The organism is Pseudomonas sp. FGI182, assembly GCF_000511325.1.
GTDB lineage: Bacteria > Pseudomonadota > Gammaproteobacteria > Pseudomonadales > Pseudomonadaceae > Aquipseudomonas > Aquipseudomonas putida_Z.
This window is the reverse complement of record NZ_CP007012.1, coordinates 5127740-5148575: the sequence shown is the minus strand read 5'-3', so window position 1 is coordinate 5148575 and position 20836 is coordinate 5127740. Positions and strand designations below refer to the sequence as shown.

Annotated in this window: 18 protein-coding genes; 13 read left to right on the top strand and 5 right to left on the bottom strand. The window is 61.8% G+C overall.

Annotated elements, in window-relative coordinates; genetic code table 11:
* Positions 1 to 55: 55 nt before the first annotated feature.
* Positions 56 to 1726, bottom strand: coding sequence for a lactate permease LctP family transporter (locus tag C163_RS22660; protein WP_015271872.1), 1671 nt, complete (start codon positions 1724 to 1726; stop codon positions 56 to 58).
* 256 nt (positions 1727 to 1982) lie between these two features.
* Here C163_RS22660 and C163_RS22655 point away from each other — a divergent pair, with 256 nt between their 5' ends.
* Positions 1983 to 2750 (top strand): FCD domain-containing protein, encoded by a 768-nt coding sequence (locus tag C163_RS22655; protein ID WP_013974301.1) that lies wholly within the window; start codon positions 1983 to 1985, stop codon positions 2748 to 2750.
* Positions 2751 to 2876: 126 nt separating this feature from the next.
* Here the strand turns inward: C163_RS22655 and smpB are convergent, their stop codons facing one another.
* Positions 2877 to 3359 carry an SsrA-binding protein SmpB gene (smpB, locus tag C163_RS22650; protein ID WP_013974300.1) on the bottom strand — a complete coding sequence of 161 codons (483 nt, stop codon included), beginning with the start codon at positions 3357 to 3359 and terminating at the stop codon, positions 2877 to 2879.
* A gap of 162 nt (positions 3360 to 3521) precedes the next feature.
* Here smpB and C163_RS22645 point away from each other — a divergent pair, with 162 nt between their 5' ends.
* Entirely contained in the window at positions 3522 to 3956 is a 435-nt protein-coding gene (locus C163_RS22645) for a type II toxin-antitoxin system RatA family toxin (protein WP_025340712.1), read from the top strand.
* Positions 3957 to 4018: 62 nt separating this feature from the next.
* Here C163_RS22645 and C163_RS22640 read toward each other — a convergent pair whose 3' ends face one another.
* Positions 4019 to 4552 carry an outer membrane protein assembly factor BamE gene (locus tag C163_RS22640; RefSeq protein ID WP_025340711.1) on the bottom strand — a complete coding sequence of 178 codons (534 nt, stop codon included), beginning with the start codon at positions 4550 to 4552 and terminating at the stop codon, positions 4019 to 4021.
* A gap of 97 nt (positions 4553 to 4649) precedes the next feature.
* Between C163_RS22640 and fur the strand changes: the two genes are divergently transcribed.
* Positions 4650 to 5054 carry a ferric iron uptake transcriptional regulator gene (fur, locus tag C163_RS22635; RefSeq protein WP_015271870.1) on the top strand — a complete coding sequence of 135 codons (405 nt, stop codon included), beginning with the start codon at positions 4650 to 4652 and terminating at the stop codon, positions 5052 to 5054.
* Positions 5055 to 5246: 192 nt separating this feature from the next.
* Here fur and recN read toward each other — a convergent pair whose 3' ends face one another.
* Positions 5247 to 6920, bottom strand: coding sequence for a DNA repair protein RecN (recN, locus tag C163_RS22630; protein ID WP_025340710.1), 1674 nt, complete (start codon positions 6918 to 6920; stop codon positions 5247 to 5249).
* 191 nt (positions 6921 to 7111) lie between these two features.
* Between recN and grpE the strand changes: the two genes are divergently transcribed.
* The 8 genes from grpE to C163_RS22590 all read left to right on the top strand — a co-directional run bounded on the left by grpE (position 7112) and on the right by C163_RS22590 (position 17526).
* Complete coding sequence (gene grpE / locus C163_RS22625; RefSeq protein ID WP_025340709.1) at positions 7112 to 7669, top strand: nucleotide exchange factor GrpE; 558 nt, start codon at positions 7112 to 7114, stop codon at positions 7667 to 7669.
* Between the two features lie 101 nt (positions 7670 to 7770).
* Positions 7771 to 9696 (top strand): molecular chaperone DnaK, encoded by a 1926-nt coding sequence (gene dnaK / locus C163_RS22620; RefSeq protein ID WP_025340708.1) that lies wholly within the window; start codon positions 7771 to 7773, stop codon positions 9694 to 9696.
* Positions 9697 to 9893: 197 nt separating this feature from the next.
* A complete protein-coding gene (gene dnaJ / locus C163_RS22615; protein WP_025340707.1) occupies positions 9894 to 11018 on the top strand; it encodes a molecular chaperone DnaJ in 1125 nt (374 codons plus the stop codon).
* 13 nt (positions 11019 to 11031) lie between these two features.
* The gene (gene dapB / locus C163_RS22610; RefSeq protein ID WP_013974295.1) at positions 11032 to 11838 is read left to right on the top strand and encodes a 4-hydroxy-tetrahydrodipicolinate reductase; all 807 of its coding nucleotides are present in this window, start codon (positions 11032 to 11034) and stop codon (positions 11836 to 11838) included.
* Positions 11839 to 12165: 327 nt separating this feature from the next.
* Positions 12166 to 13302: a glutamine-hydrolyzing carbamoyl-phosphate synthase small subunit gene (carA, locus tag C163_RS22605; RefSeq protein ID WP_025340706.1), complete on the top strand. Its 1137-nt coding sequence runs from the start codon at positions 12166 to 12168 to the stop codon at positions 13300 to 13302.
* 105 nt (positions 13303 to 13407) lie between these two features.
* Positions 13408 to 16629: a carbamoyl-phosphate synthase large subunit gene (gene carB / locus C163_RS22600; RefSeq protein ID WP_015271865.1), complete on the top strand. Its 3222-nt coding sequence runs from the start codon at positions 13408 to 13410 to the stop codon at positions 16627 to 16629.
* 2 nt (positions 16630 to 16631) lie between these two features.
* Positions 16632 to 17108 carry a transcription elongation factor GreA gene (greA, locus tag C163_RS22595; RefSeq protein ID WP_024717413.1) on the top strand — a complete coding sequence of 159 codons (477 nt, stop codon included), beginning with the start codon at positions 16632 to 16634 and terminating at the stop codon, positions 17106 to 17108.
* On the top strand, positions 17086 to 17526 hold the full coding sequence (locus C163_RS22590) for a hypothetical protein (RefSeq protein ID WP_049798463.1): 441 nt from the start codon (positions 17086 to 17088) through the stop codon (positions 17524 to 17526). Before greA ends, C163_RS22590 begins: the two co-directional genes overlap by 23 nt.
* A 163-nt stretch (positions 17527 to 17689) precedes the next feature.
* Here C163_RS22590 and yhbY read toward each other — a convergent pair whose 3' ends face one another.
* Positions 17690 to 17998, bottom strand: a complete 309-nt coding sequence (gene yhbY / locus C163_RS22585) for a ribosome assembly RNA-binding protein YhbY (RefSeq protein ID WP_003249945.1) — start codon at positions 17996 to 17998, stop codon at positions 17690 to 17692.
* 102 nt (positions 17999 to 18100) lie between these two features.
* Between yhbY and rlmE the strand changes: the two genes are divergently transcribed.
* Together rlmE and ftsH are read left to right on the top strand one after the other, a co-directional pair.
* Positions 18101 to 18727 (top strand): 23S rRNA (uridine(2552)-2'-O)-methyltransferase RlmE, encoded by a 627-nt coding sequence (gene rlmE / locus C163_RS22580; protein WP_025340705.1) that lies wholly within the window; start codon positions 18101 to 18103, stop codon positions 18725 to 18727.
* Positions 18728 to 18930: 203 nt separating this feature from the next.
* Entirely contained in the window at positions 18931 to 20835 is a 1905-nt protein-coding gene (ftsH, locus tag C163_RS22575) for an ATP-dependent zinc metalloprotease FtsH (RefSeq protein ID WP_025340704.1), read from the top strand.
* Position 20836 lies beyond the last annotated feature (1 nt).

The following is a 20836-nucleotide window of genomic DNA, read 5'->3' as shown; positions in this document are numbered from 1 at the left end:
GCAGCGTTGCGTGTGGGGATTGCCGGGCGCGCGATGGCGCCCGGCCCCTTTCACTTTAGTGATGAACCAGCATGCCGGTCAGCCAGTAGGCCTGGATCAGGGTAATCAGGCCGACGATGGTGGCGAAGAACAGGCTGTGCTTGACGGTGAAGCGGAACAGGTCGGACTCCTTGCCAACCAGGCCGGTGGCGGCGCAGGCCACGGCGATCGACTGCGGCGAGATCATCTTGCCGGTCACGCCGCCGCTGGTGTTGGCCGCTACCAGCAGAGTGTCGTTGACCCCGATCTGGTGCGCAGTGGTGGCCTGCAGCGAGCTGAACAGGGCGTTGGACGAGGTGTCGGAACCGGTCAGGAACACGCCCAGCCAGCCGAGGAACGGCGAGAAGAACGGGAACGCGGCACCGGTGCCGGCCAGTACCAGGGCCATGGTCGAGGACATGCCGGAGTAGTTGGTGACGAAGGCGAAGGCCAGCACCATGCCGATCGACAGGATTGGCCAGCGCAGCTCCCAGAAGGTTTCCTTGAAAGTGGTCAGACCAGTTTTGAAGTTGATCTTCAGCACGGCCATGGAGATCAGCGCCGAGAGGAAGATCGCGGTGCCGGTGGCAGAGATCGGGTCGAGCTTGAACACCGCTGGCATGGCGGTTGGCGCGGCGACGATCGGTGCGGTCTTGATCACCAGTTGGTCGAGGTGCGGGATGGCGAAGTTGAACACGAAGTTGTACATCGCGCCGCCCGGGGCGAAGGCCGCCTTGAACGGTTTCAGGGTCCAGATGGTGACCAGCACGGTGAGGATCAGGAACGGCGACCAGGCCTTGAAGATCTCGCCAAAGCTGTAGGGGCTTGGCTGGCTGCCGCTTGGCTGAACCACGGCGGCGCCGACGCTGCCTTTGGCTTCGGCGAACGAACGCTTGGGCTGCCAGACTTTCAGGAACAGGGTCAGGGCGATCAGGCTGGCCAGGGCCGAGGTGATGTCCGGCAGCTCCGGGCCGATGAAGTTCGAGGTGAAGTACTGGGTGACGGCGAAGCTCAGGCCGGCGACCAGGGCGGCAGGCCAGGTTTCCTTCACGCCACGCAGGCCGTCCATCATGAATACCAGCCAGAACGGCACGAACAGCGACAGTAGCGGCAGCTGGCGACCGGTCATGGCGCCGATGTGGAAGGCGTCGATGCCGGTGACCTGGCCGGCCACGATGATCGGGATGCCCAGGGCGCCGAAGGCCACTGGCGCGGTGTTGGCGATCAGGCACAGGCCGGCGGCGTACAGTGGGTTGAAGCCCAGGCCCACCAACAGCGCGGCAGTGATTGCCACCGGTGCGCCAAAGCCTGCCGCACCTTCCAGGAAGGCACCGAAGCAGAAGCCGATCAGCAGCACTTGCAGGCGCTGGTCGTCGGTAATCGACAGCACCGAGCTGCGGATCACTTCGAACTGGCCGCTCTTGACCGTGAGTTTGTACAGGAACACCGCGGCAACGATGATCCAGGCAATCGGCCAGAGGCCGTAGAGGAAGCCATAACCCGCAGCGGCGAATGCCATGTCGACAGGCATCTGGAAGGCGAAGATCGCCACCAGGATCGACAATGCGAGGGTGATGCTGCCGGCCACGTGGCCTTTGAGGCGGAATACGGCGAGGGCGAGGAAGAAGAAGACGATGGGAATGACCGCCGCCAGTGCGGACAGGCCAAGACTACCAAGCGGACTATAGATTTGTTGCCAGGTTTGCATATGGGGTGGCCCCTAATTGTTGTTGGTCAGGCACTGGCATTGGATAATTGGTAAGACCAATTTACAATGGCTGGGCGCTAGGTTAAAAGCGTCTTCGTGGGTGTGTCAATTTGTCCCGTGCAAAACTTTGGTCGCGTGCCGATGAGCGGGCGCCTGGTGGGCAGGGAAAATCGTCGCCTGGTGGGTGTTTGCGCGATCTGGATCGGCGAGAATAGGCGCCCCCTGAAATCTGCCGGGGGTTTGTGGAGAGCATGTGATGGTTTTTGATCAGGTCCGCCAACGGCGCCTGTCCGACGACATTGTCGATCGGTTGGAAGGGATGATTCTGGAAGGCACGCTGACCTCGGGGCAGCGGCTGCCGGCCGAGCGCGTCCTTGCCGAGCAGTTCGGCGTGTCCCGCCCGTCACTGCGTGAGGCGATCCAGAAGCTGGTGGCCAAGGGGCTGCTGGTCAGCCGCCAGGGTGGGGGCAATTTTGTCGCCGAGTCCCTGGGGTCCACTTTCAGCGACCCGTTGCTGCAGCTGCTCGAGCACAGTGCCGAGGCGCAGCGTGACCTGCTTGAATTCCGCCATACCCTGGAGGCTTCCTGCGCCTACTACGCGGCCCAGCGCGCGACCCAGCCGGACCGGGCGCGGCTGAAGGCGGCGTTCGATGCGCTGCAGGACTGCTATGCCAGGGCCGACGAAGTGACCCGGGCGGAGGAGGGCGCGGCCGATGCGCGCTTCCACCTGGCGATTGCCGAGGCCAGCCATAATGCCGTGCTGCTGCACACCATTCGGGGCTTGTTCGACCTGCTCAAGCGCAACGTGGTGACCAACATCGGCGGCATGTACCAGCAACGGACCGAGACCCGGGACATGCTGATCAGCCAGCACCGGGAACTGTACCTGGCGATAGTCGAGGGCAGGGCGGAGGATGCGCGGGAAGTGTCCAGCCGGCACATTCTGTATGTGCAGGAGGTGCTGGAAGAGGCGCACGAAGAAGCGCAGCGAGTGGCGCGGGCGGAGCGGCGTAGCGGGCGTTGAGATCGGTGTTGGAATCTTCGCGGGCTTGCCCGCTCCCACAGGATATGCGCCGTACCTGAAGGTGGCGCGATACCTGTGGGAGCGGGCGAGCCCGCGAAGAGGCCGGAACAGGCTAAAGAAAAGGTATTACTCTTCCTTGCCCTTGTTCCGCACAGCCCGCTGCAGCTCGCGGTTGGAATCGCGCTCGCGCATGGTGTCGCGCTTGTCGAATTCCTTCTTGCCCTTGCCCAGTGCGATTTCGCACTTGATCAGGTGCTTGCTCCAGTACAGCGCCAGGGCCACGCAGGTGTAGCCCTTTTGCGCCACAGCCGCTTCCAGGCGCTCGAGCTCGCGCTTGTTCAGCAGCAGCTTGCGAGTGCGGATGGGGTCGGCGATGACGTGGGTGCTGGCCGTGGTCAGCGGGGTGATGTGGCTGCCGAACAGCCAGGCCTCACCGTCTTTCAGCAGCACGTAGCTGTCAGTCAGGTGCGCCTTGCCGGCTCGCAGGCTTTTTACTTCCCAGCCGGACAGGACCAGTCCGGCCTCGAACTTGTGTTCGATGAAGTAATCGTGTCGCGCCTTCTTGTTCTGCGCGATGGTCCCGGTCGGATGTTTCTTTTGTTTAGCCATAGGGGCGGCATTATAGGCAGTCGCCGCGTCGTCGGCTATGGGATTTCGGTGTGCTTGAGCCACTGCAATGAATACCGGACAATACAGCCCCTGTCTTTGCGACAGAACCTGTTTTCGGCACGCTGCGAAGCGCCGCCACCCAGCCTTGGAAGTGATGCCTGGATGACTACCCATATTCAACGCTCCGCCCTGCTGCCATACCCCGCCCAGGCGCTTTACGATCTGGTTAACGATGTGGCCAGCTATCCGCAGTTCCTGCCTTGGTGCTCGGCCTCGACGGTGATCGAAGCCAGCGACACGCACATGCGCGCCAAGCTCGATGTTGCCAAGGGCGGCATGAGCCAGCACTTCGTCACGCGCAACGTACTGGTGCCGGGGCAGTCCATCGAGATGAACCTGGAAGAGGGGCCGTTCACCCAGTTGCATGGCCTGTGGGTGTTCAAGCCGTTGGGTGACAAGGCCTGCAAGATCAGCCTGGACCTGTCGTTCGATTATGCCGGGCCGCTGGTGCGCGCGACCCTGGGCCCGCTGTTCAACCAGGCGGCTAATACGCTGGTGGATGCTTTCTGCCAGCGTGCCAAGCAGCTGAATGCCTGACTGAAAAGGTGGCAACAAAAAGCCCGGACCAGGTCCGGGCTTTTTTTGTATCTGCTCGCCGCTTATTGAGGCGAGGTCTCCAACGGAGCCGGAGTCGGGACCGGGGTGGTCTCGATGGTGTCGATCTCGCGCTGGATGGATTCTTCCACCGAGCCTGGCTTGGCCGGTTTTTCTTCAGGCTGCACGGTTGGTTGCTCTGGCTGGTTGGCCGGGCTGACCGTGGTGTCGCTGCTGCCGCCGAGGATTTCCTGGTCGCGGCTGACGCCTGGCATGAAGTCGCCAGAAAGGCTGACCAACTGGTCGCTTTCGTTGAAGAACACGCTCATGCGTTCTTGCTGGCGCTTGCCGCCGCCTGGCTGCAGGCTGTACAGGTAATCCCAACGGTTGGTGTTGAAGGTGTCCTGGATCAGCGGGTTACCCATGATAAACCTTACTTGCCGGCGGGTCATTCCGGGGCGCAATTGGTCTATCATGTCTTGCGTAACGACATTGCCCTGCTGGATGTCGATTTTGTAAACCCCGGGAAACGAGCAACCGGCGAGTGCGAGCAGTCCCACTAGGGTGAGGCTGGTTAGCAAGAGCTTGGTGTTTTGCATCGGTGGGCGACTTCCACTATCTTGGCTGGACAACGTAAACCCCGATCATACCCGTATTAAGAGAAGCTGCGAAGCAGCATCGGCGAGAAAGCTGACCATGGTTGAAAATAGCGAATTGCGCAAAGCCGGTCTCAAGGTGACCCTGCCTCGAGTCAAGATCCTTCAGATGCTCGACTCCACCGAGCAGCGTCACATGAGCGCCGAGGATGTCTACAAGGCGCTGATGGAGGCTGGCGAGGACGTGGGCCTGGCCACCGTCTACCGCGTACTGACCCAGTTCGAAGCGGCGGGTCTGGTGGTTCGCCACAACTTCGACGGCGGTCATGCGGTGTTCGAGCTGGCCGATGGCGGTCACCACGACCATATGGTCAACGTGGAGACCAGTGAAGTCATCGAGTTCATGGATGCCGAGATCGAGAAACGCCAGCGCGAAATCGTGGCCGAGCATGGCTACGAGCTGGTGGACCACAATCTGGTCCTGTATGTGCGTAAAAAGAAGTAACGATTTTTTATCGTTATGAATGACAAAGGCGACCTTCGGGTCGCCTTTGTGCTTTCTGGGGCTGGAAGATGTGTTGTCGGTGCTGGCCTCTTCGCGGGCACGCCCGCTCCCACAGGATGATCACAGGACCTGAAATCTGTGGCGTACCTGTGGGAGCGGGCGTGCCCGCGAATTGTCCTGAAAAATGAGGGCTCAGGCCTTGCCGCTTACCACCATCTTGCGCGCATGCGCCAGGGATTCCTTGGTCAGGTCTATGCCGCCCAGCATCCGCGCCACTTCCTCCACTCGCTCACGTTTGCCCAGGTTGGCCACGGCGGTGTGGGTGGTGTCGCTGTTGCGCACCTTGTGCACGAACAGGTGGTGATGCCCTTGTGCTGCCACCTGCGGCAGGTGGGTAACGGTCAGCACCTGGCCGCGTTCGCCCAGGCGGCGCAGCAGTTGGCCGACGATTTCGGCAGTAGGCCCGCCGATACCGACGTCGACTTCGTCGAACACCAGGGTTGGAATGCGTGAGGTCTGCGCGGTAATTACCTGTATCGCCAGGCTGATGCGGGACAGTTCGCCACCTGAAGCCACCTTGGCCAGGCCCTTGAGCGGTTGGCCAGGGTTGGCGCTGACCAGTAGCTCGATCTGCTCCAGGCCATGAGGCGAAAGGTCTGCTCCCTCATTGGGGGTAAGTGCGATGCAGAAGCGCCCGCCAGGCATGCCCAGGCGTTGGATCTCCTGCTCGACGGCCACTGCCAGCTGCTGGGCAGCCTGTTGGCGCAGTGCGCTGAGCTCGCGAGCCTTCTCTTTATAGTGTTGGGCGAAGGCGGCCAGCTCTTCACCCAACCGCTCGATCGACTCGTCACTGGCGTTCAGGCCCTCCAGCTCTTCCATCAGCTGCTGTTGCAAGTGGGGCAGTTCGGTGGGGTGCACACGGTGTTTGCGCGCCAGCGTATAGATAGTGTCGAGGCGTTCTTCCAGTGCCTGCAGGCGCATGGGGTCGGCGTCGAAGTTGTCGAGAAAGCGGTTGAGCTCGCCCACGGCTTCCTCGACCTGGATCTGCGCACTGGCGATCAGGTTGGCTGCTTCGCCCAGTGCCTTTGGCGAGTTGGTGGCGGCACCCAGGCGGTTGAGGCTGGAGGTGAGGGCGCTGAGCACATTGCCCGAATCGCTCTCGCTGCACTGGTCGATGACCTGGCGGCAGATGCCGAACAGGGCTTCGGCGCTGGTCAGGTTCTTGTGTTCCTGCTCCAACTGCTCCAGTTCGTGTTCGCCCAGGCCGAGGTTGTCCAGTTCCTCCAGCTGATAGCTCAGCAGCTGATGGCGGGCGCGCTGCTCATCGCCGGAGTTGGACAGGCGCTCCAGTTCCAGACGGGTCTGGTTCCAGCGCTTGGCTGCCAGCTGTACCTGGCGGGCCAGGTCGACGGCGCCGGCGTACTCGTCGAGCAGGCGGCGGTGGGTGTCGGTCTTGAGCAGTGACTGGTGCTCGTGCTGGCTGTGGATATCGATCAGCAACTCGCCCAGCGCCTTGAGGTCGCCGAGCGGGCAGGGCGTGCCATTGATGTAGCCGCGGCTGCGGCCTTCGGCGGTGATCACCCGGCGCAGGATGCACAGGCCGTCGTTGTCCAGGTCGCGCTCGGCCAGCCAGGCATGCGCCTCGGGGATGTCCACCAGATCGAAGGTGGCGAGGATGTCTGCCTTGTCCGTGCCGGGGCGCACCACGCCGCTGTCGGCCCGGTCGCCCAGTGCCAGGCCGAGGGCGTCGAGCATGATCGACTTGCCGGCACCGGTCTCGCCGGTAATGACGGACATGCCGCGAGCGATTTCGAGGTCGAGGTGCTCGACGATGGCGTAGTTGTGAATGGACAGGTGCACCAGCATGGGGCGGCTCCCGAAAGTCAGGTCTGGTTATTTATACAGTACTTTTTTCAGGCCTGCCAATGCCCCTTGGCAGATTCTGTTGCAGCGGGGAAAACCACCTTGCCCCTTGAAGCTGGTTTTTCCGGCCCCATATAGCCGACATCCAAGGCGAGCCTGGCTCGCAGTCCACAAAATTGCGCAGGAGAGACCCCATGGCTGACGAACAGCTGAACGAGAAAGACCTTAACGTCGAAGAGACCGGTGCAGGTAATGCTGCCGACGCCCGCGTCCTGGAACTCGAGGAGCAGCTGGCCGCCGCCAAGGACCAGGCGCTGCGCGCCGTTGCCGACGTGCAGAACGCTCGCCGTCGTGCCGAACAGGACGTCGAGAAAGCCCACAAGTTTGCCCTCGAGAAGTTCTCGGGCGACCTGCTGCCTGTGATCGACAGCCTGGAACTGGCCCTGGCGCACTCCAGTGCCGACGATGAGCACGTCAAGCAGATCCGCGAAGGCGTCGAGCTGACCCTGAAGATGTTCCAGGACACCCTCAAGCGTTACAACCTCGAAGCAGTCGACCCTCACGGCCAGCCGTTCAATCCAGAGCATCATCAGGCCATGGCCATGCAGGAGAACGCCGAAGTCGAGCCGAACAGCGTGCTGAACGTCTTCCAGAAGGGCTATCTGCTCAACGGCCGCCTGCTGCGCCCTGCCATGGTGGTGGTCAGCAAGGCGCCGAGCGCGGCGCAGCCCTCGATTGATGAAAAGGCTTGAAATCCTTCCGGGCATCCCCATCTAGGTGTCAAGCCTTCAAGTATTACTGCAGTTGGCCAAAGTAGTCGCTGCTACCAAATTCAAGTTTCGGGAGAGTTAACATGGGTAAAATCATCGGTATCGACCTGGGGACCACCAACTCGTGCGTCTCTGTTCTGGAAAACGGTAACGTCAAGGTCATCGAAAACGCCGAAGGTGCGCGTACCACCCCTTCGATCGTGGCCTACGCCAATGATGGCGAAATCCTGGTTGGTCAGTCGGCCAAGCGTCAGGCGGTCACCAATCCGCACAACACTCTGTTCGCAGTGAAGCGCCTGATTGGTCGTCGCTTCGAAGAAGACGTGGTGCAGAAAGACATCAAGCTGGTGCCTTACAAGATCGTCAAGGCCAGCAACGGCGACGCCTGGGTACAAGCCAGCGGCAAGGACATGGCTCCGCCGCAGATCAGCGCCGAAGTCCTGAAGAAAATGAAGAAAACCGCCGAAGACTACCTCGGCGAGCCAGTTACCGAAGCGGTCATCACCGTTCCGGCCTACTTCAACGACAGCCAGCGTCAGGCCACCAAGGATGCCGGTCGCATCGCTGGCCTGGACGTAAAACGCATCATCAACGAGCCGACTGCCGCTGCGCTGGCTTACGGCATGGACAAGGCCAAGGGCGACCACACCGTCATCGTTTATGACCTGGGCGGCGGTACCTTCGACGTTTCGGTCATCGAAATCGCCGAAGTCGATGGTGAGCACCAGTTCGAAGTACTGGCTACCAACGGCGACACCTTCCTGGGTGGCGAAGACTTCGACATGCGCCTGATCGACTACCTCGTCGACGAGTTCAAGAAAGAGTCCGGCATGGACCTGAAGAACGATCCGCTCGCGCTGCAGCGTCTGAAAGAAGCCGCTGAAAAGGCCAAGATCGAACTGTCCTCCGCTCAGTCGACCGACGTGAACCTGCCGTACATCACTGCAGACGCTACCGGTCCGAAGCACCTGAACGTGAAGATTTCCCGCGCCAAGCTGGAATCTCTGGTCGAAGACCTGGTTGCCCGTACCATCGAGCCTTGCCGCATCGCTCTGAAAGACGCTGGCATCGATGCCAGCAAGATCGACGACGTGATCCTGGTCGGCGGTCAGACCCGCATGCCGCTGGTGCAGAAAGCCGTTGCCGACTTCTTCGGCAAGGAAGCGCGCAAGGACGTCAACCCGGACGAAGCCGTGGCCATGGGTGCTGCCATCCAGGGCGCCGTGCTGGCCGGTGACGTGAAAGACGTACTGCTGCTGGACGTCAGCCCGCTGACCCTGGGTATCGAAACCATGGGTGGCGTGATGACTTCGCTGATCGAGAAGAACACCACCATCCCGACCAAGAAGTCGCAGGTGTTCTCGACTGCCGATGACAACCAGGGTGCCGTGACCATTCACGTGCTGCAGGGTGAGCGCAAGCAGGCTGCCCAGAACAAGTCGCTGGGCAAGTTCGACCTGGCTGACATTCCGCCGGCTCCGCGTGGCGTGCCGCAGATCGAGGTAACCTTCGACATCGACGCCAACGGCATCCTGCACGTCAGCGCCAAGGACAAGGCCACCGGCAAGTCGCAGTCGATCGTGATCAAGGCCAACTCCGGCCTGTCGGACGAAGAGATCGAGCGCATGGTGCGTGACGCCGAGGCCAATGCCGAGGAAGACCGCAAGTTCGAAGAGCTGGCCGCTGCCCGTAACCAGGGTGATGCGCTGGTTCACTCGACCCGCAAGATGGTTGCTGACGCTGGTGACAAGGTTACCGCCGAAGAGAAAACCGCCATCGAGGCTGCCGTTGTTGCCCTGGAGGCCGCTGTCAAAGGCGACGACAAGGCTGCCATCGACGCCAAGGTCGAAGAGCTGTCCAAGGTATCGGCACCGGTTGCCCAGAAGATGTACGCCGAGCAGTCGGCCGAACAGCCTCAGGGCGGCGCGCAGCAGGCCGAGCCGGAAGCCAAGCACGATGACGTGGTTGACGCTGAGTTCGAAGAAGTGAAAGACAACAACAAGCAGTAATCCCTGCATGTTGTCGGCCGGTTCACCGCCGTTTGGTGGTGAGCTGGTAGGATGTCGCCGCGCGGGGGCTTGCTCCCGCGTTGGCGTATCTGGAATTCGAGAATTTTTACAGCATCTGTCAGTGGCCCTGGTGGGCAAAAGGCAGGTGCTGATGGCGCGGCGCAGATGCCAGACGCCCAACAAGGTGCAAATGACCTATGTCCAAGCGTGATTATTATGAGGTACTGGGTGTCGAGCGCGGCGCCAGCGAAGCTGACCTCAAGAAGGCTTACCGCCGCCTGGCGATGAAGTACCACCCGGACCGAAACCCCGGCGACAAAGAGTCGGAAGACAAGTTCAAGGAGGCCAACGAGGCCTACGAAGTGCTGTCTGACGCCAGTAAGCGTGCGGCCTTCGACCAATACGGCCATGCGGGTGTAGACCCGAGCATGGGTGGCGGTGGCGCCGGTTTCGGCGGTGCCAACTTCTCCGACATCTTCGGCGATGTGTTTAGCGACTTCTTCGGTGGCGGCCGCGGCGGCTCGCGTGGCGGCGCTCAGCGCGGCAGCGACCTGCGCTACACCCTGGAGCTGAACCTGGAAGAGGCGGTGCGTGGCACTACGGTCAGCATCCGCGTGCCCACCTTGGTCAACTGCCAGCCTTGCGACGGCTCCGGTGCCAAGAAGGGCTCGACCCCGTCCACCTGCCCGACTTGTGGCGGTATCGGCCAGGTGCGCATGCAGCAGGGCTTCTTCTCGGTACAGCAGACCTGCCCGCGCTGCCATGGCCAGGGCAAGATCATTACCGACCCCTGCACCTCGTGCCACGGCGAAGGCCGTGTCGAGGAATACAAGACGCTGTCGGTCAAGGTGCCGGCAGGTGTCGATACCGGCGACCGCATCCGCCTGTCGGGCGAGGGCGAGGCCGGTACCCATGGTGGCCCGACTGGCGACCTGTATGTGGTGATCAACGTGCGTGAGCACGAGATTTTCCAGCGTGATGGCAAGCACCTGTACTGCGAAGTACCGATCAGCTACACCGATGCCGCCCTGGGTGGCGAGCTGGAAGTGCCGACCCTGGATGGTCGGGTGAAGCTGAAGATCCCGGAAGGCACCCAGACCGGCAAGCAGTTCCGCCTGCGCGGCAAGGGTGTTGCCCCGGTGCGTGGTGGTGGTGCGGGTGACCTGCTGTGCCGCGTGGCGGTGGAAACCCCGGTCAACCTCAGCCGCCGCCAGCGCGAGTTGCTCGAAGAGCTGCGTGATTCGCTGGAAGGCGATAGCTCCCACTCGCCCAAGGCCAGTGGCTGGTTCGATGGCGTGAAGCGCTTCTTCGGCGATCTCTGACAAGGAAATGGCTATGCGACGTATTGCAGTGATGGGCGCGGCAGGGCGGATGGGCAAGACCCTCGTCGAAGCCGTGCAGCAGCAGGCTCCCCAGGCGGGCCTGACGGCGGCGATCGACCGCCCGGACAGCTCGCTGGTAGGGGCTGATGCTGGTGAGTTGGCGGCCCTGGGTCGTATTGGTGTGCCGATTTCCGACGACCTGAGCAAGGTGGTCGATGAGTTCGACGTGCTGATCGACTTCACCCACCCTTCGGTAACCCTGAAGAACCTGGCGTTCTGCCGCAAGGCGGGCAAGGCGATGGTCATCGGCACCACTGGCTTCACTCCAGAAGAGAAGCAGCAGTTGGCCGAAGCCGGCAAGGAAATCCCTATCGTCTTCGCTGCCAACTTCAGCGTTGGCGTCAACCTGTGCCTGAAGCTGCTGGATACCGCGGCGCGCGTGCTGGGTGACGATGTGGATATCGAAATCCTCGAAGCGCACCACCGGCACAAGGTCGATGCGCCGTCGGGCACCGCGCTGCGCATGGGTGAAGTGGTTGCCCAGGCGCTGGGTCGCAACCTGCAGGAAGTGGCCGTGTATGGCCGTGAAGGGCAGACCGGTGCGCGTGAGCGTCAGACCATCGGCTTCGCCACCGTGCGTGCCGGTGATGTGGTGGGTGACCATACCGTGCTGTTCGCTGCTGAAGGTGAGCGCGTCGAGATTACCCACAAGGCTTCCAGCCGCATGACTTTCGCCAAGGGCGCTGTGCGTGCGGCGCTGTGGCTGGACGGGCGTGAGCCTGGCCTGTACGACATGCAGGATGTGCTCGAGCTGCGTTAAGTAGTTGGAGCGGTGTTGGCTTCTTCGCGGGTAAACCCGCTCCTACAGGTACAGCGTTGCCCTCAGGCATGGCGCTATCCCTGTAGGAGCGGGTTTACCCGCGAAGAAGCCGGCACAGATGTCAGCCTGTCGCATTGATGTGTTTTAGAGGCACATCCGCGGTAGACCGAAAACGCACTTTTCTGTAAGCTACAGCTTTAGTGTGTCCACTAAAAGCGCGCAGCGAATTGAATTCAGCACATGAAAGCGGGGTGACGTGTCCATACGTCACTCCGCTTTTTTGCAACCTGCGATCGCCCTTTCATGCTTGATTTACGGGAGGTCTTCTTGACAAAGCCAGCCATACTCGCCCTTGCCGACGGCAGTATTTTCCGCGGTGAAGCTATCGGTGCCGACGGTCAGACCGTTGGTGAGGTGGTATTCAACACCGCTATGACCGGCTACCAGGAAATCCTTACAGACCCTTCCTACGCGCAGCAAATCGTTACCCTGACCTACCCGCACATCGGCAACACCGGTACTACCCCGGAAGACGCCGAGTCGAACCGCGTCTGGTCCGCTGGCCTGGTCATTCGTGACCTGCCGCTGCTGGCCAGCAACTGGCGTAACACCCAGTCGCTGCCTGAGTACCTCAAGGCCAACAACGTCGTCGCCATCGCTGGCATCGACACCCGTCGCCTGACCCGAATCCTGCGTGAAAAGGGCGCTCAGAACGGTTGCATTCTCGCCGGTGACAACATCAGCGAAGAAGCCGCCATCGCCGCTGCCCGCGCCTTCCCGGGCCTGAAGGGCATGGACCTGGCCAAGGTCGTTTCCACCAAGGAACGCTACGAGTGGCGCTCCAGCGTGTGGGAACTGAAGACCGACAGCCACCCGACCATCGAAGCCGCTGACCTGCCATACCACGTGGTCGCCTTCGACTACGGCGTCAAGCTGAACATCCTGCGCATGCTGGTTGCCCGTGGCTGCCGCGTGACCGTGGTGCCGGCCCAGACCCCGGCCAGCGAAGTGCTGGCACTCAACCCGGACGGCGTGTTCCTGTCCAACGGCCCTGGCGACCCCGAGCCGTGCGACTACGCCATCCAGGCGATCAAGGACATCCTCGAGACCGAGATCCCGGTATTCGGCATCTGCCTGGGCCACCAGCTGCTGGCCCTGGCTTCTGGCGCCAAGACCGTGAAAATGGGCCACGGCCACCACGGTGCCAACCACCCGGTCCAGGACCTGGACACCGGCGTGGTCATGATCACCAGCCAGAACCACGGCTTTGCCGTTGACGAGGCCACCCTGCCGGGCAACGTCCGCGCCATCCACAAGTCGCTGTTCGACGGCACCCTGCAGGGTATCGAGCGTACCGACAAGAGCGCGTTCAGCTTCCAGGGCCACCCTGAAGCGAGCCCAGGCCCGACCGACGTCGCGCCACTGTTCGATCGTTTCATCGATGCCATGGCCAAGCGCCGCTGAGCATCCTGCTTCAAGGCCCCGGGCCGGCTTGCGCCGCGCCCGGAAGCGCCTGACCCAGATTGTTCAAAGCGGCTTGCCGACTGACCCCGGATTTGAGTGACAACCATGCCAAAACGTACAGACATCAAAAGCATCCTGATTCTCGGCGCTGGCCCGATCGTGATCGGCCAGGCCTGCGAATTCGACTACTCCGGCGCCCAGGCCTGTAAGGCCCTGCGTGAGGAAGGTTTCCGCGTCATCCTGGTGAACTCCAACCCGGCCACCATCATGACCGACCCGGCCATGGCCGACGCCACCTACATCGAGCCGATCAAGTGGCAGTCGGTGGCCAAGATCATCGAGAAAGAGCGCCCGGACGCACTGCTGCCGACCATGGGTGGCCAGACTGCACTGAACTGCGCCCTGGACCTGGAGCGCCACGGCGTTCTGGAAAAGTTCGGCGTGGAAATGATCGGTGCCAACGCCGACACCATCGACAAGGCCGAAGACCGCTCGCGCTTCGACAAGGCGATGAAGGACATCGGCCTGGAGTGCCCGCGCTCCGGTATCGCCCACAGCATGGAAGAAGCCAACGCCGTCCTCGAGCGCCTGGGCTTCCCGTGCATCATCCGTCCGTCGTTCACCATGGGCGGCACCGGTGGTGGTATCGCCTACAACCGTGAAGAGTTCGAAGAAATCTGCGCCCGTGGCCTGGACCTGTCGCCGACCAAGGAGCTGCTGATCGACGAATCGCTGATCGGTTGGAAGGAATACGAGATGGAGGTGGTCCGCGACAAAAAGGACAACTGCATCATCGTCTGCTCGATCGAGAACTTCGACCCGATGGGCGTGCACACCGGTGACTCGATCACCGTTGCCCCAGCACAGACCCTGACCGACAAGGAATACCAGATCATGCGCAACGCCTCGCTGGCGGTGCTGCGTGAAATCGGTGTGGAAACCGGCGGTTCCAACGTGCAGTTCGGTATCTGCCCGAACACTGGCCGCATGGTCGTGATCGAGATGAACCCGCGCGTTTCGCGTTCCTCGGCGCTGGCCTCCAAGGCCACCGGCTTCCCGATCGCCAAGATCGCTGCCAAGCTGGCTGTCGGCTACACCCTCGACGAACTGCAGAACGACATCACCGGCGGCCGCACCCCGGCGTCCTTCGAACCGTCGATCGACTACGTCGTCACCAAGCTGCCGCGTTTCGCCTTCGAAAAATTCCCGAAAGCCGACGCCCGCCTGACCACCCAGATGAAGTCCGTGGGTGAAGTCATGGCCATCGGCCGTACCTTCCAGGAGTCCCTGCAGAAAGCCCTGCGCGGCCTGGAAGTCGGCGCCTGCGGCCTCGACCCGAAAGTCGACCTGGCCAACCCTGAAGCCAGCAGCATCCTCAAGCGCGAGCTGACCGTACCGGGCGCCGAGCGTATCTGGTACGTGGCCGACGCCATGCGTGCCGGCATGACCTGCGAGCAGATCTTCGACCTGACCGGCATCGACATGTGGTTCCTGGTGCAGATGGAAGACCTGATCAAGGAAGAGGAGAAGGTCAAGACCCTGGCCCTGTCGTCGATCGACAAGGACTACATGCTGCGCCTCAAGCGCAAGGGCTTCTCCGACCAGCGCCTGGCCAAGCTGTTGGGTATCACCGACAAGAACTTGCGCCGTCACCGCCACAAGCTGGAAGTGTTCCCGGTGTACAAGCGCGTCGACACCTGCGCTGCCGAGTTCGCCACCGACACTGCCTACCTGTACTCCACCTACGAGGAAGAGTGCGAGGCCAACCCGTCGACCCGCGACAAGATCATGATCCTGGGTGGCGGCCCTAACCGTATCGGCCAGGGTATCGAGTTCGACTACTGCTGCGTACACGCCGCACTGGCGCTGCGTGAAGACGGTTACGAGACCATCATGGTCAACTGCAACCCGGAAACCGTCTCCACCGACTACGACACCTCCGACCGCCTGTACTTCGAGCCGCTGACCCTGGAAGACGTGCTGGAAGTGTGCCGCGTCGAGAAGCCGAAAGGCGTGATCGTCCACTACGGCGGCCAGACCCCGCTGAAACTGGCCCGCGCCCTGGAAGAAGCCGGCGTACCGATCATCGGTACCAGCCCTGACGCCATCGACCGCGCCGAAGACCGCGAGCGCTTCCAGCAGATGGTTCAGCGCCTGAACCTGCTGCAGCCGCCAAACGCCACCGTGCGCAGCGAAGAAGAAGCCATCAGCGCCGCTGGCGGCATCGGCTACCCGCTGGTAGTGCGCCCGTCGTACGTGCTGGGCGGCCGTGCCATGGAAATCGTATACGAACTGGACGAGCTCAAGCGCTACCTGCGTGAAGCCGTGCAGGTGTCCAACGACAGCCCGGTATTGCTCGACCACTTCCTCAACTGCGCCATCGAGATGGATGTGGATGCGGTGTGCGACGGCACCGACGTGGTGATCGGCGCGATCATGCAGCACATCGAACAGGCCGGCGTTCACTCCGGTGACTCGGCGTGCTCGCTGCCACCTTACTCGCTGAGCAAGGAAGTGCAGGACGAAGTCCGCGTACAGGTCAAGAAAATGGCCCTGGAGCTGGGCGTGGTCGGCCTGATGAACGTGCAGCTGGCCCTGCAGGGCGACAAGATCTACGTGATCGAAGTCAACCCGCGCGCTTCGCGTACCGTGCCGTTCGTCTCCAAGTGCATCGGCACCTCCCTGGCGATGATCGCAGCCCGCGTCATGGCTGGCAAAACCCTCAAAGAGCTGGGCTTCACCCAGGAAATCATCCCGAACTTCTACAGCGTCAAGGAAGCCGTCTTCCCGTTCGCCAAGTTCCCGGGGGTTGACCCGATCCTCGGCCCTGAGATGAAATCGACCGGTGAAGTCATGGGTGTCGGTGACAGCTTCGGTGAAGCCTTCGCCAAGGCCCAGATGGGTGCCAGCGAAGTGCTGCCGACCGGCGGTACCGCCTTCATCAGCGTGCGTGACGACGACAAGCCGCAAGTGGCTGGCGTTGCCCGCGACCTGATCGCCCTGGGCTTCGAAGTGGTTGCAACTGCCGGCACTGCCAAGGTTATCGAAGCGGCTGGCCTGAAAGTGCGCCGTGTGAACAAGGTGACCGAAGGTCGCCCGCACGTGGTCGACATGATCAAGAACGACGAAGTGTCGCTGATCATCAACACCACCGAAGGCCGCCAGTCGATCGCCGATTCCTACTCGATTCGTCGCAATGCGCTGCAGCACAAGATTTACTGCACCACTACCATTGCGGCCGGTGAAGCCATCTGCGAGGCGCTGAAATTCGGTCCGGAAAAGACCGTTCGTCGCCTGCAGGATCTGCATGCAGGACTGAAAGCATGAGCATTACCAAGTACCCGATGACCGTCCAGGGCGCTCGCGCCCTGGAAGAGGAGCACCTGTTCCTGAGCAAGACCGAGCGCCCGCGCCTGAGCCAGGCCATCGGCGAAGCGCGCGAACTGGGCGACCTCAAGGAAAACGCCGAATACCATGCCGCCCGTGAAGAGCAGGGCATGGTCGAGGCGCGTATCCGCGATATCGAAGGCCGTCTGCAGAACTCGGTGGTGATCGACGTGACCACCATCCCTCACACCGGCAAGGTGATTTTCGGTACCACCGTGGTACTGGCCAACACCGAAACCGATGAAGAGGTGACCTACCAGATCGTCGGCGAGGATGAAGCTGACGTGAAGCAGGGCAAACTCTCGAGCGGTGCGCCGATTGCCCGTGCCATCATCGGCAAGGAAGAAGGTGATACTGTCGTCGTCAAGACGCCTAGCGGGACGGTCGAGTACGAGATTGTCGAAGTCAAGCACATCTGACCGGCGCCTGCGGGCGCCATCCCTCGAGGGGATCCTATGGCAGCTGGCCCAGGTTTTCTGGGTCGGTGGCTTGTGGGTGTTTCACGTGGGGCTGGTGCCCGCGCTCAAGGTCAGTGGCCTGGCGCCGCTGCTGGTGCAGGATATCGCCGGGCAGATCGACCGCTGGTTGATCGGTGTGGCGCTGCTTGGCTTGTTGACCCAGCTGGCGGTGCTGGCAAGGGTGGACGGCCTGTCGGCCTGGTGGCAGCAGTTCCGTGGCCAGATGCTGTTGCTCGGCTTCGGTGCCTGCGTGGGGTATTACACCTTGCGCTACGGTATTTCCGTTGGCGAGCGCTGGCAGCTGCTCTGTTTCCTGGTGCTGGGCTTTTCCGGCATCGTGCTGGTGGCCCAGCCTGTTCCGGTCAAGGTGCGCCGCTAGCCTGGGCTGTCGCGGTCCTTGTAGGAGCGGCCTTGTGTCGCGATGGGCTGCGAAGCAGCCCCGGATATCAGCTTTGCCGCAGATACTGCAGGGGGCTGCTTCGCAGCCCATCGCGACACAAGGCCGCTCCTACAGGTAGCCCGCCGATCCGGGCGTCCAGCCGTTACTTGTAACGGTGGATATTGGACAGCTGCTTGTTCGGCTGTGGGTTCTTGCGGTAGATCAGGGCTTTCTTGCCAATGGTCTGCACCAGCTCGGCACGGCCGGCCTTGCACAGTTCGGCAATGGTCTCGGCCCGCTCTTCGCGGTCTTCCGAGCGAATTTCGACCTTGATCAGCTCATGGTCGACCAGGGCGCGCTCCAGTTCGGCGATGACGCCTTCATTCAAACCGTTGCCAGCAACGATCAGGACCGGCTTCAGGTCATGACCAATGGACTTGTATTGCTTCTTCTGCTCGTTATTGAGCGGCATAATCTGACCCTTTCCGTCTGATTCTGTAAAATTGACCGGCATTTTACCCGAGGGCCACCGGCTCCGCCCAGTCAATCACGACGCATATCATCGAGGTGCCCCGTGGTACAACGTTCCAAAAGCAGCGCTAACTGGCTGCGAGAGCATTTCAACGATCCTTTTGTGAAACAGGCACAAAAGGATGGCTACCGCTCGCGTGCGAGCTACAAATTGCTGGAGATCCAGGAAAAGGACCGGCTGATCCGCCCAGGCATGAGCGTGATCGACCTCGGCGCGGCTCCTGGTGGCTGGTCGCAGGTGACCAGTCGTCTGATTGGTGGCCAGGGCCGCCTGATTGCTTCCGACATCCTGGAGATGGACTCGATCCCCGATGTGACCTTCATCCAGGGCGATTTCACCCATGATGAAGTGCTGCAGCGCATTCTCGAGGCCGTCGGCGATTCGCACGTGGACCTTGTGATTTCCGACATGGCCCCCAATATGAGTGGTACGCCTGCGGTGGACATGCCGCGTGCCATGTTCCTCTGCGAGCTGGCCCTCGATCTGGCAACCCGCGTGCTAAAGCCCGGCGGCGATTTCCTGATCAAGATTTTCCAGGGCGAAGGTTTTGACGTGTACCTCAAGGACGTGCGCAGCAAGTTCGACAAGGTACAGATGCGCAAGCCGTCGTCGTCGCGTGACCGTTCCCGCGAGCAGTACCTGCTGGGCAGGGGTTTCAAAGGGGCATGAAAGGCGTGAAGCGTGGTGGCCGATAGTTATTTCCAATCGGCCGCTGCGTCAGGATCGTCCGAACTTCGTGTAGTCTAGCTTTCACAAAGGGTTACAGACGGTGCCTGCGGCTGCGTAGGTAATGTAGTAAGTTAGGGCGATGAATATCATGCGAGGAACGGCTGCGTCGTGCGCCGACCTCAGAGGGTAGCGAATTGAACGACATGGCAAAGAATCTGATCCTGTGGTTGATCATCGCAGCTGTCCTGGTGACAGTGATGAACAACTTCTCCAGCCCTAACGAGCCGCAGACCCTCAACTATTCCGACTTCATTCAGCAGGTCAAGGATGGCAAGGTCGAGCGTGTGACCGTCGACGGCTACATCATTACCGGCAAGCGCGCCGACGGCGACAATTTCAAGACCGTTCGCCCGGCCATTACCGACAACGGCCTGATCGGCGACCTGGTCGACAACCACGTCATCGTCGAAGGCAAGCAGCCTGAGCAGCAGAGCATCTGGACCCAGCTGCTGGTGGCGAGCTTCCCGATCCTGGTGATCATCGCCGTCTTCATGTTCTTCATGCGCCAGATGCAGGGCGGTGCGGGCGGCAAGGGCGGGCCGATGAGCTTCGGCAAGAGCAAGGCGCGCCTGCTGTCCGAAGACCAGGTCAAGACCACCCTGGCCGACGTTGCAGGTTGCGACGAAGCCAAGGAAGAAGTCGGCGAGCTGGTCGAGTTCCTGCGCGACCCGGGCAAGTTCCAGCGCCTGGGCGGCCGTATCCCGCGTGGCGTGCTGATGGTCGGCCCGCCCGGTACCGGTAAGACCTTGCTTGCCAAGGCCATCGCCGGCGAGGCGAAGGTGCCGTTCTTCACCATTTCCGGTTCGGACTTCGTGGAAATGTTCGTCGGTGTCGGTGCCAGCCGTGTGCGCGACATGTTCGAACAGGCCAAGAAGCACGCCCCGTGCATCATCTTCATCGACGAGATCGACGCCGTTGGTCGCCACCGTGGCGCTGGCATGGGTGGTGGTCACGACGAGCGTGAGCAAACCCTCAACCAGTTGCTGGTAGAGATGGACGGCTTCGAGATGAACGATGGCATCATCGTCATCGCCGCTACCAACCGTCCGGACGTGCTCGACCCGGCTCTGCTGCGCCCCGGCCGCTTCGACCGCCAGGTGGTGGTTGGCCTGCCGGACATTCGTGGTCGCGAGCAGATCCTCAAGGTTCACATGCGCAAGGTGCCGGTCGGCGAGAACGTCAACCCGGCGGTCATTGCTCGTGGTACCCCTGGCTTCTCTGGTGCAGACCTGGCCAACCTGGTCAACGAGGCCTCGCTGTTTGCCGCGCGCGCCAACAAGCGCCTGGTCGAAATGAAAGAGTTCGAGCTGGCCAAGGACAAGATCATGATGGGCGCCGAGCGCAAGACCATGGTCATGTCCGAGAAAGAAAAGCAGAACACCGCCTACCACGAGGCTGGCCACGCCATTGTCGGTCGCCTGGTGCCTGAGCACGATCCGGTCTACAAGGTTTCGATCATTCCGCGCGGTCGTGCCCTGGGCGTGACCATGTTCCTGCCGGAAGAAGACCGCTACAGCCTGTCCAAGCGCGCACTGATCAGCCAGATCTGCTCGCTGTACGGCGGCCGTATTGCCGAAGAAATGACCCTGGGCTTCGACGGTGTCACTACCGGCGCGTCCAACGACATCATGCGTGCCAGCCAGATCGCCCGAAACATGGTGACCAAGTGGGGCCTTTCCGAAAAACTCGGCCCGCTGATGTACGCCGAGGAAGAAGGCGAGGTGTTCCTGGGTCGCAGTGCTGCCAGCCAGCACGCCAGCGTTTCTGGCGAAACCGCCAAGCTGATCGACTCGGAAGTGCGCAGCATCATCGACCAGTGCTACGCCACGGCCAAGCAATTGCTCACCGACAACCGTGACAAGCTCGATGCCATGGCCGAAGCGCTGATGAAGTACGAGACCATCGACGCCGAGCAGATTGACGATATCATGGCTGGCCGTACCCCCCGCGAACCGCGCGACTGGGATGATGACTCGGCTTCGGGCAAGCCTGCTGCCCAGGGTGATCGCCCGGAATCGCCGATCGGCGGTCCAGCGGCTCAACACTAAG

Bases quoted from the DNA above. Each gene is read 5' to 3' on its own strand.
- carB (WP_015271865.1), top strand. From the start codon at position 13,408: ATGCCAAAACGTACAGACATCAAAAGCATCCTGATTCTCGGCGCTGGC.
- yhbY (WP_003249945.1), bottom strand. From the start codon at position 17,998: ATGCCGCTCAATAACGAGCAGAAGAAGCAATACAAGTCCATTGGTCAT.
- C163_RS22655 (WP_013974301.1), top strand. From the start codon at position 1,983: ATGGTTTTTGATCAGGTCCGCCAACGGCGCCTGTCCGACGACATTGTC.
- fur (WP_015271870.1), top strand. From the start codon at position 4,650: ATGGTTGAAAATAGCGAATTGCGCAAAGCCGGTCTCAAGGTGACCCTG.
- grpE (WP_025340709.1), top strand. From the start codon at position 7,112: ATGGCTGACGAACAGCTGAACGAGAAAGACCTTAACGTCGAAGAGACC.
- dapB (WP_013974295.1), top strand. From the start codon at position 11,032: ATGCGACGTATTGCAGTGATGGGCGCGGCAGGGCGGATGGGCAAGACC.
- dnaJ (WP_025340707.1), top strand. From the start codon at position 9,894: ATGTCCAAGCGTGATTATTATGAGGTACTGGGTGTCGAGCGCGGCGCC.
- ftsH (WP_025340704.1), top strand. From the start codon at position 18,931: ATGGCAAAGAATCTGATCCTGTGGTTGATCATCGCAGCTGTCCTGGTG.
- C163_RS22640 (WP_025340711.1), bottom strand. From the start codon at position 4,552: ATGCAAAACACCAAGCTCTTGCTAACCAGCCTCACCCTAGTGGGACTG.
- dnaK (WP_025340708.1), top strand. From the start codon at position 7,771: ATGGGTAAAATCATCGGTATCGACCTGGGGACCACCAACTCGTGCGTC.
- smpB (WP_013974300.1), bottom strand. From the start codon at position 3,359: ATGGCTAAACAAAAGAAACATCCGACCGGGACCATCGCGCAGAACAAG.
- recN (WP_025340710.1), bottom strand. From the start codon at position 6,920: ATGCTGGTGCACCTGTCCATTCACAACTACGCCATCGTCGAGCACCTC.
- C163_RS22660 (WP_015271872.1), bottom strand. From the start codon at position 1,726: ATGCAAACCTGGCAACAAATCTATAGTCCGCTTGGTAGTCTTGGCCTG.
- C163_RS22645 (WP_025340712.1), top strand. From the start codon at position 3,522: ATGACTACCCATATTCAACGCTCCGCCCTGCTGCCATACCCCGCCCAG.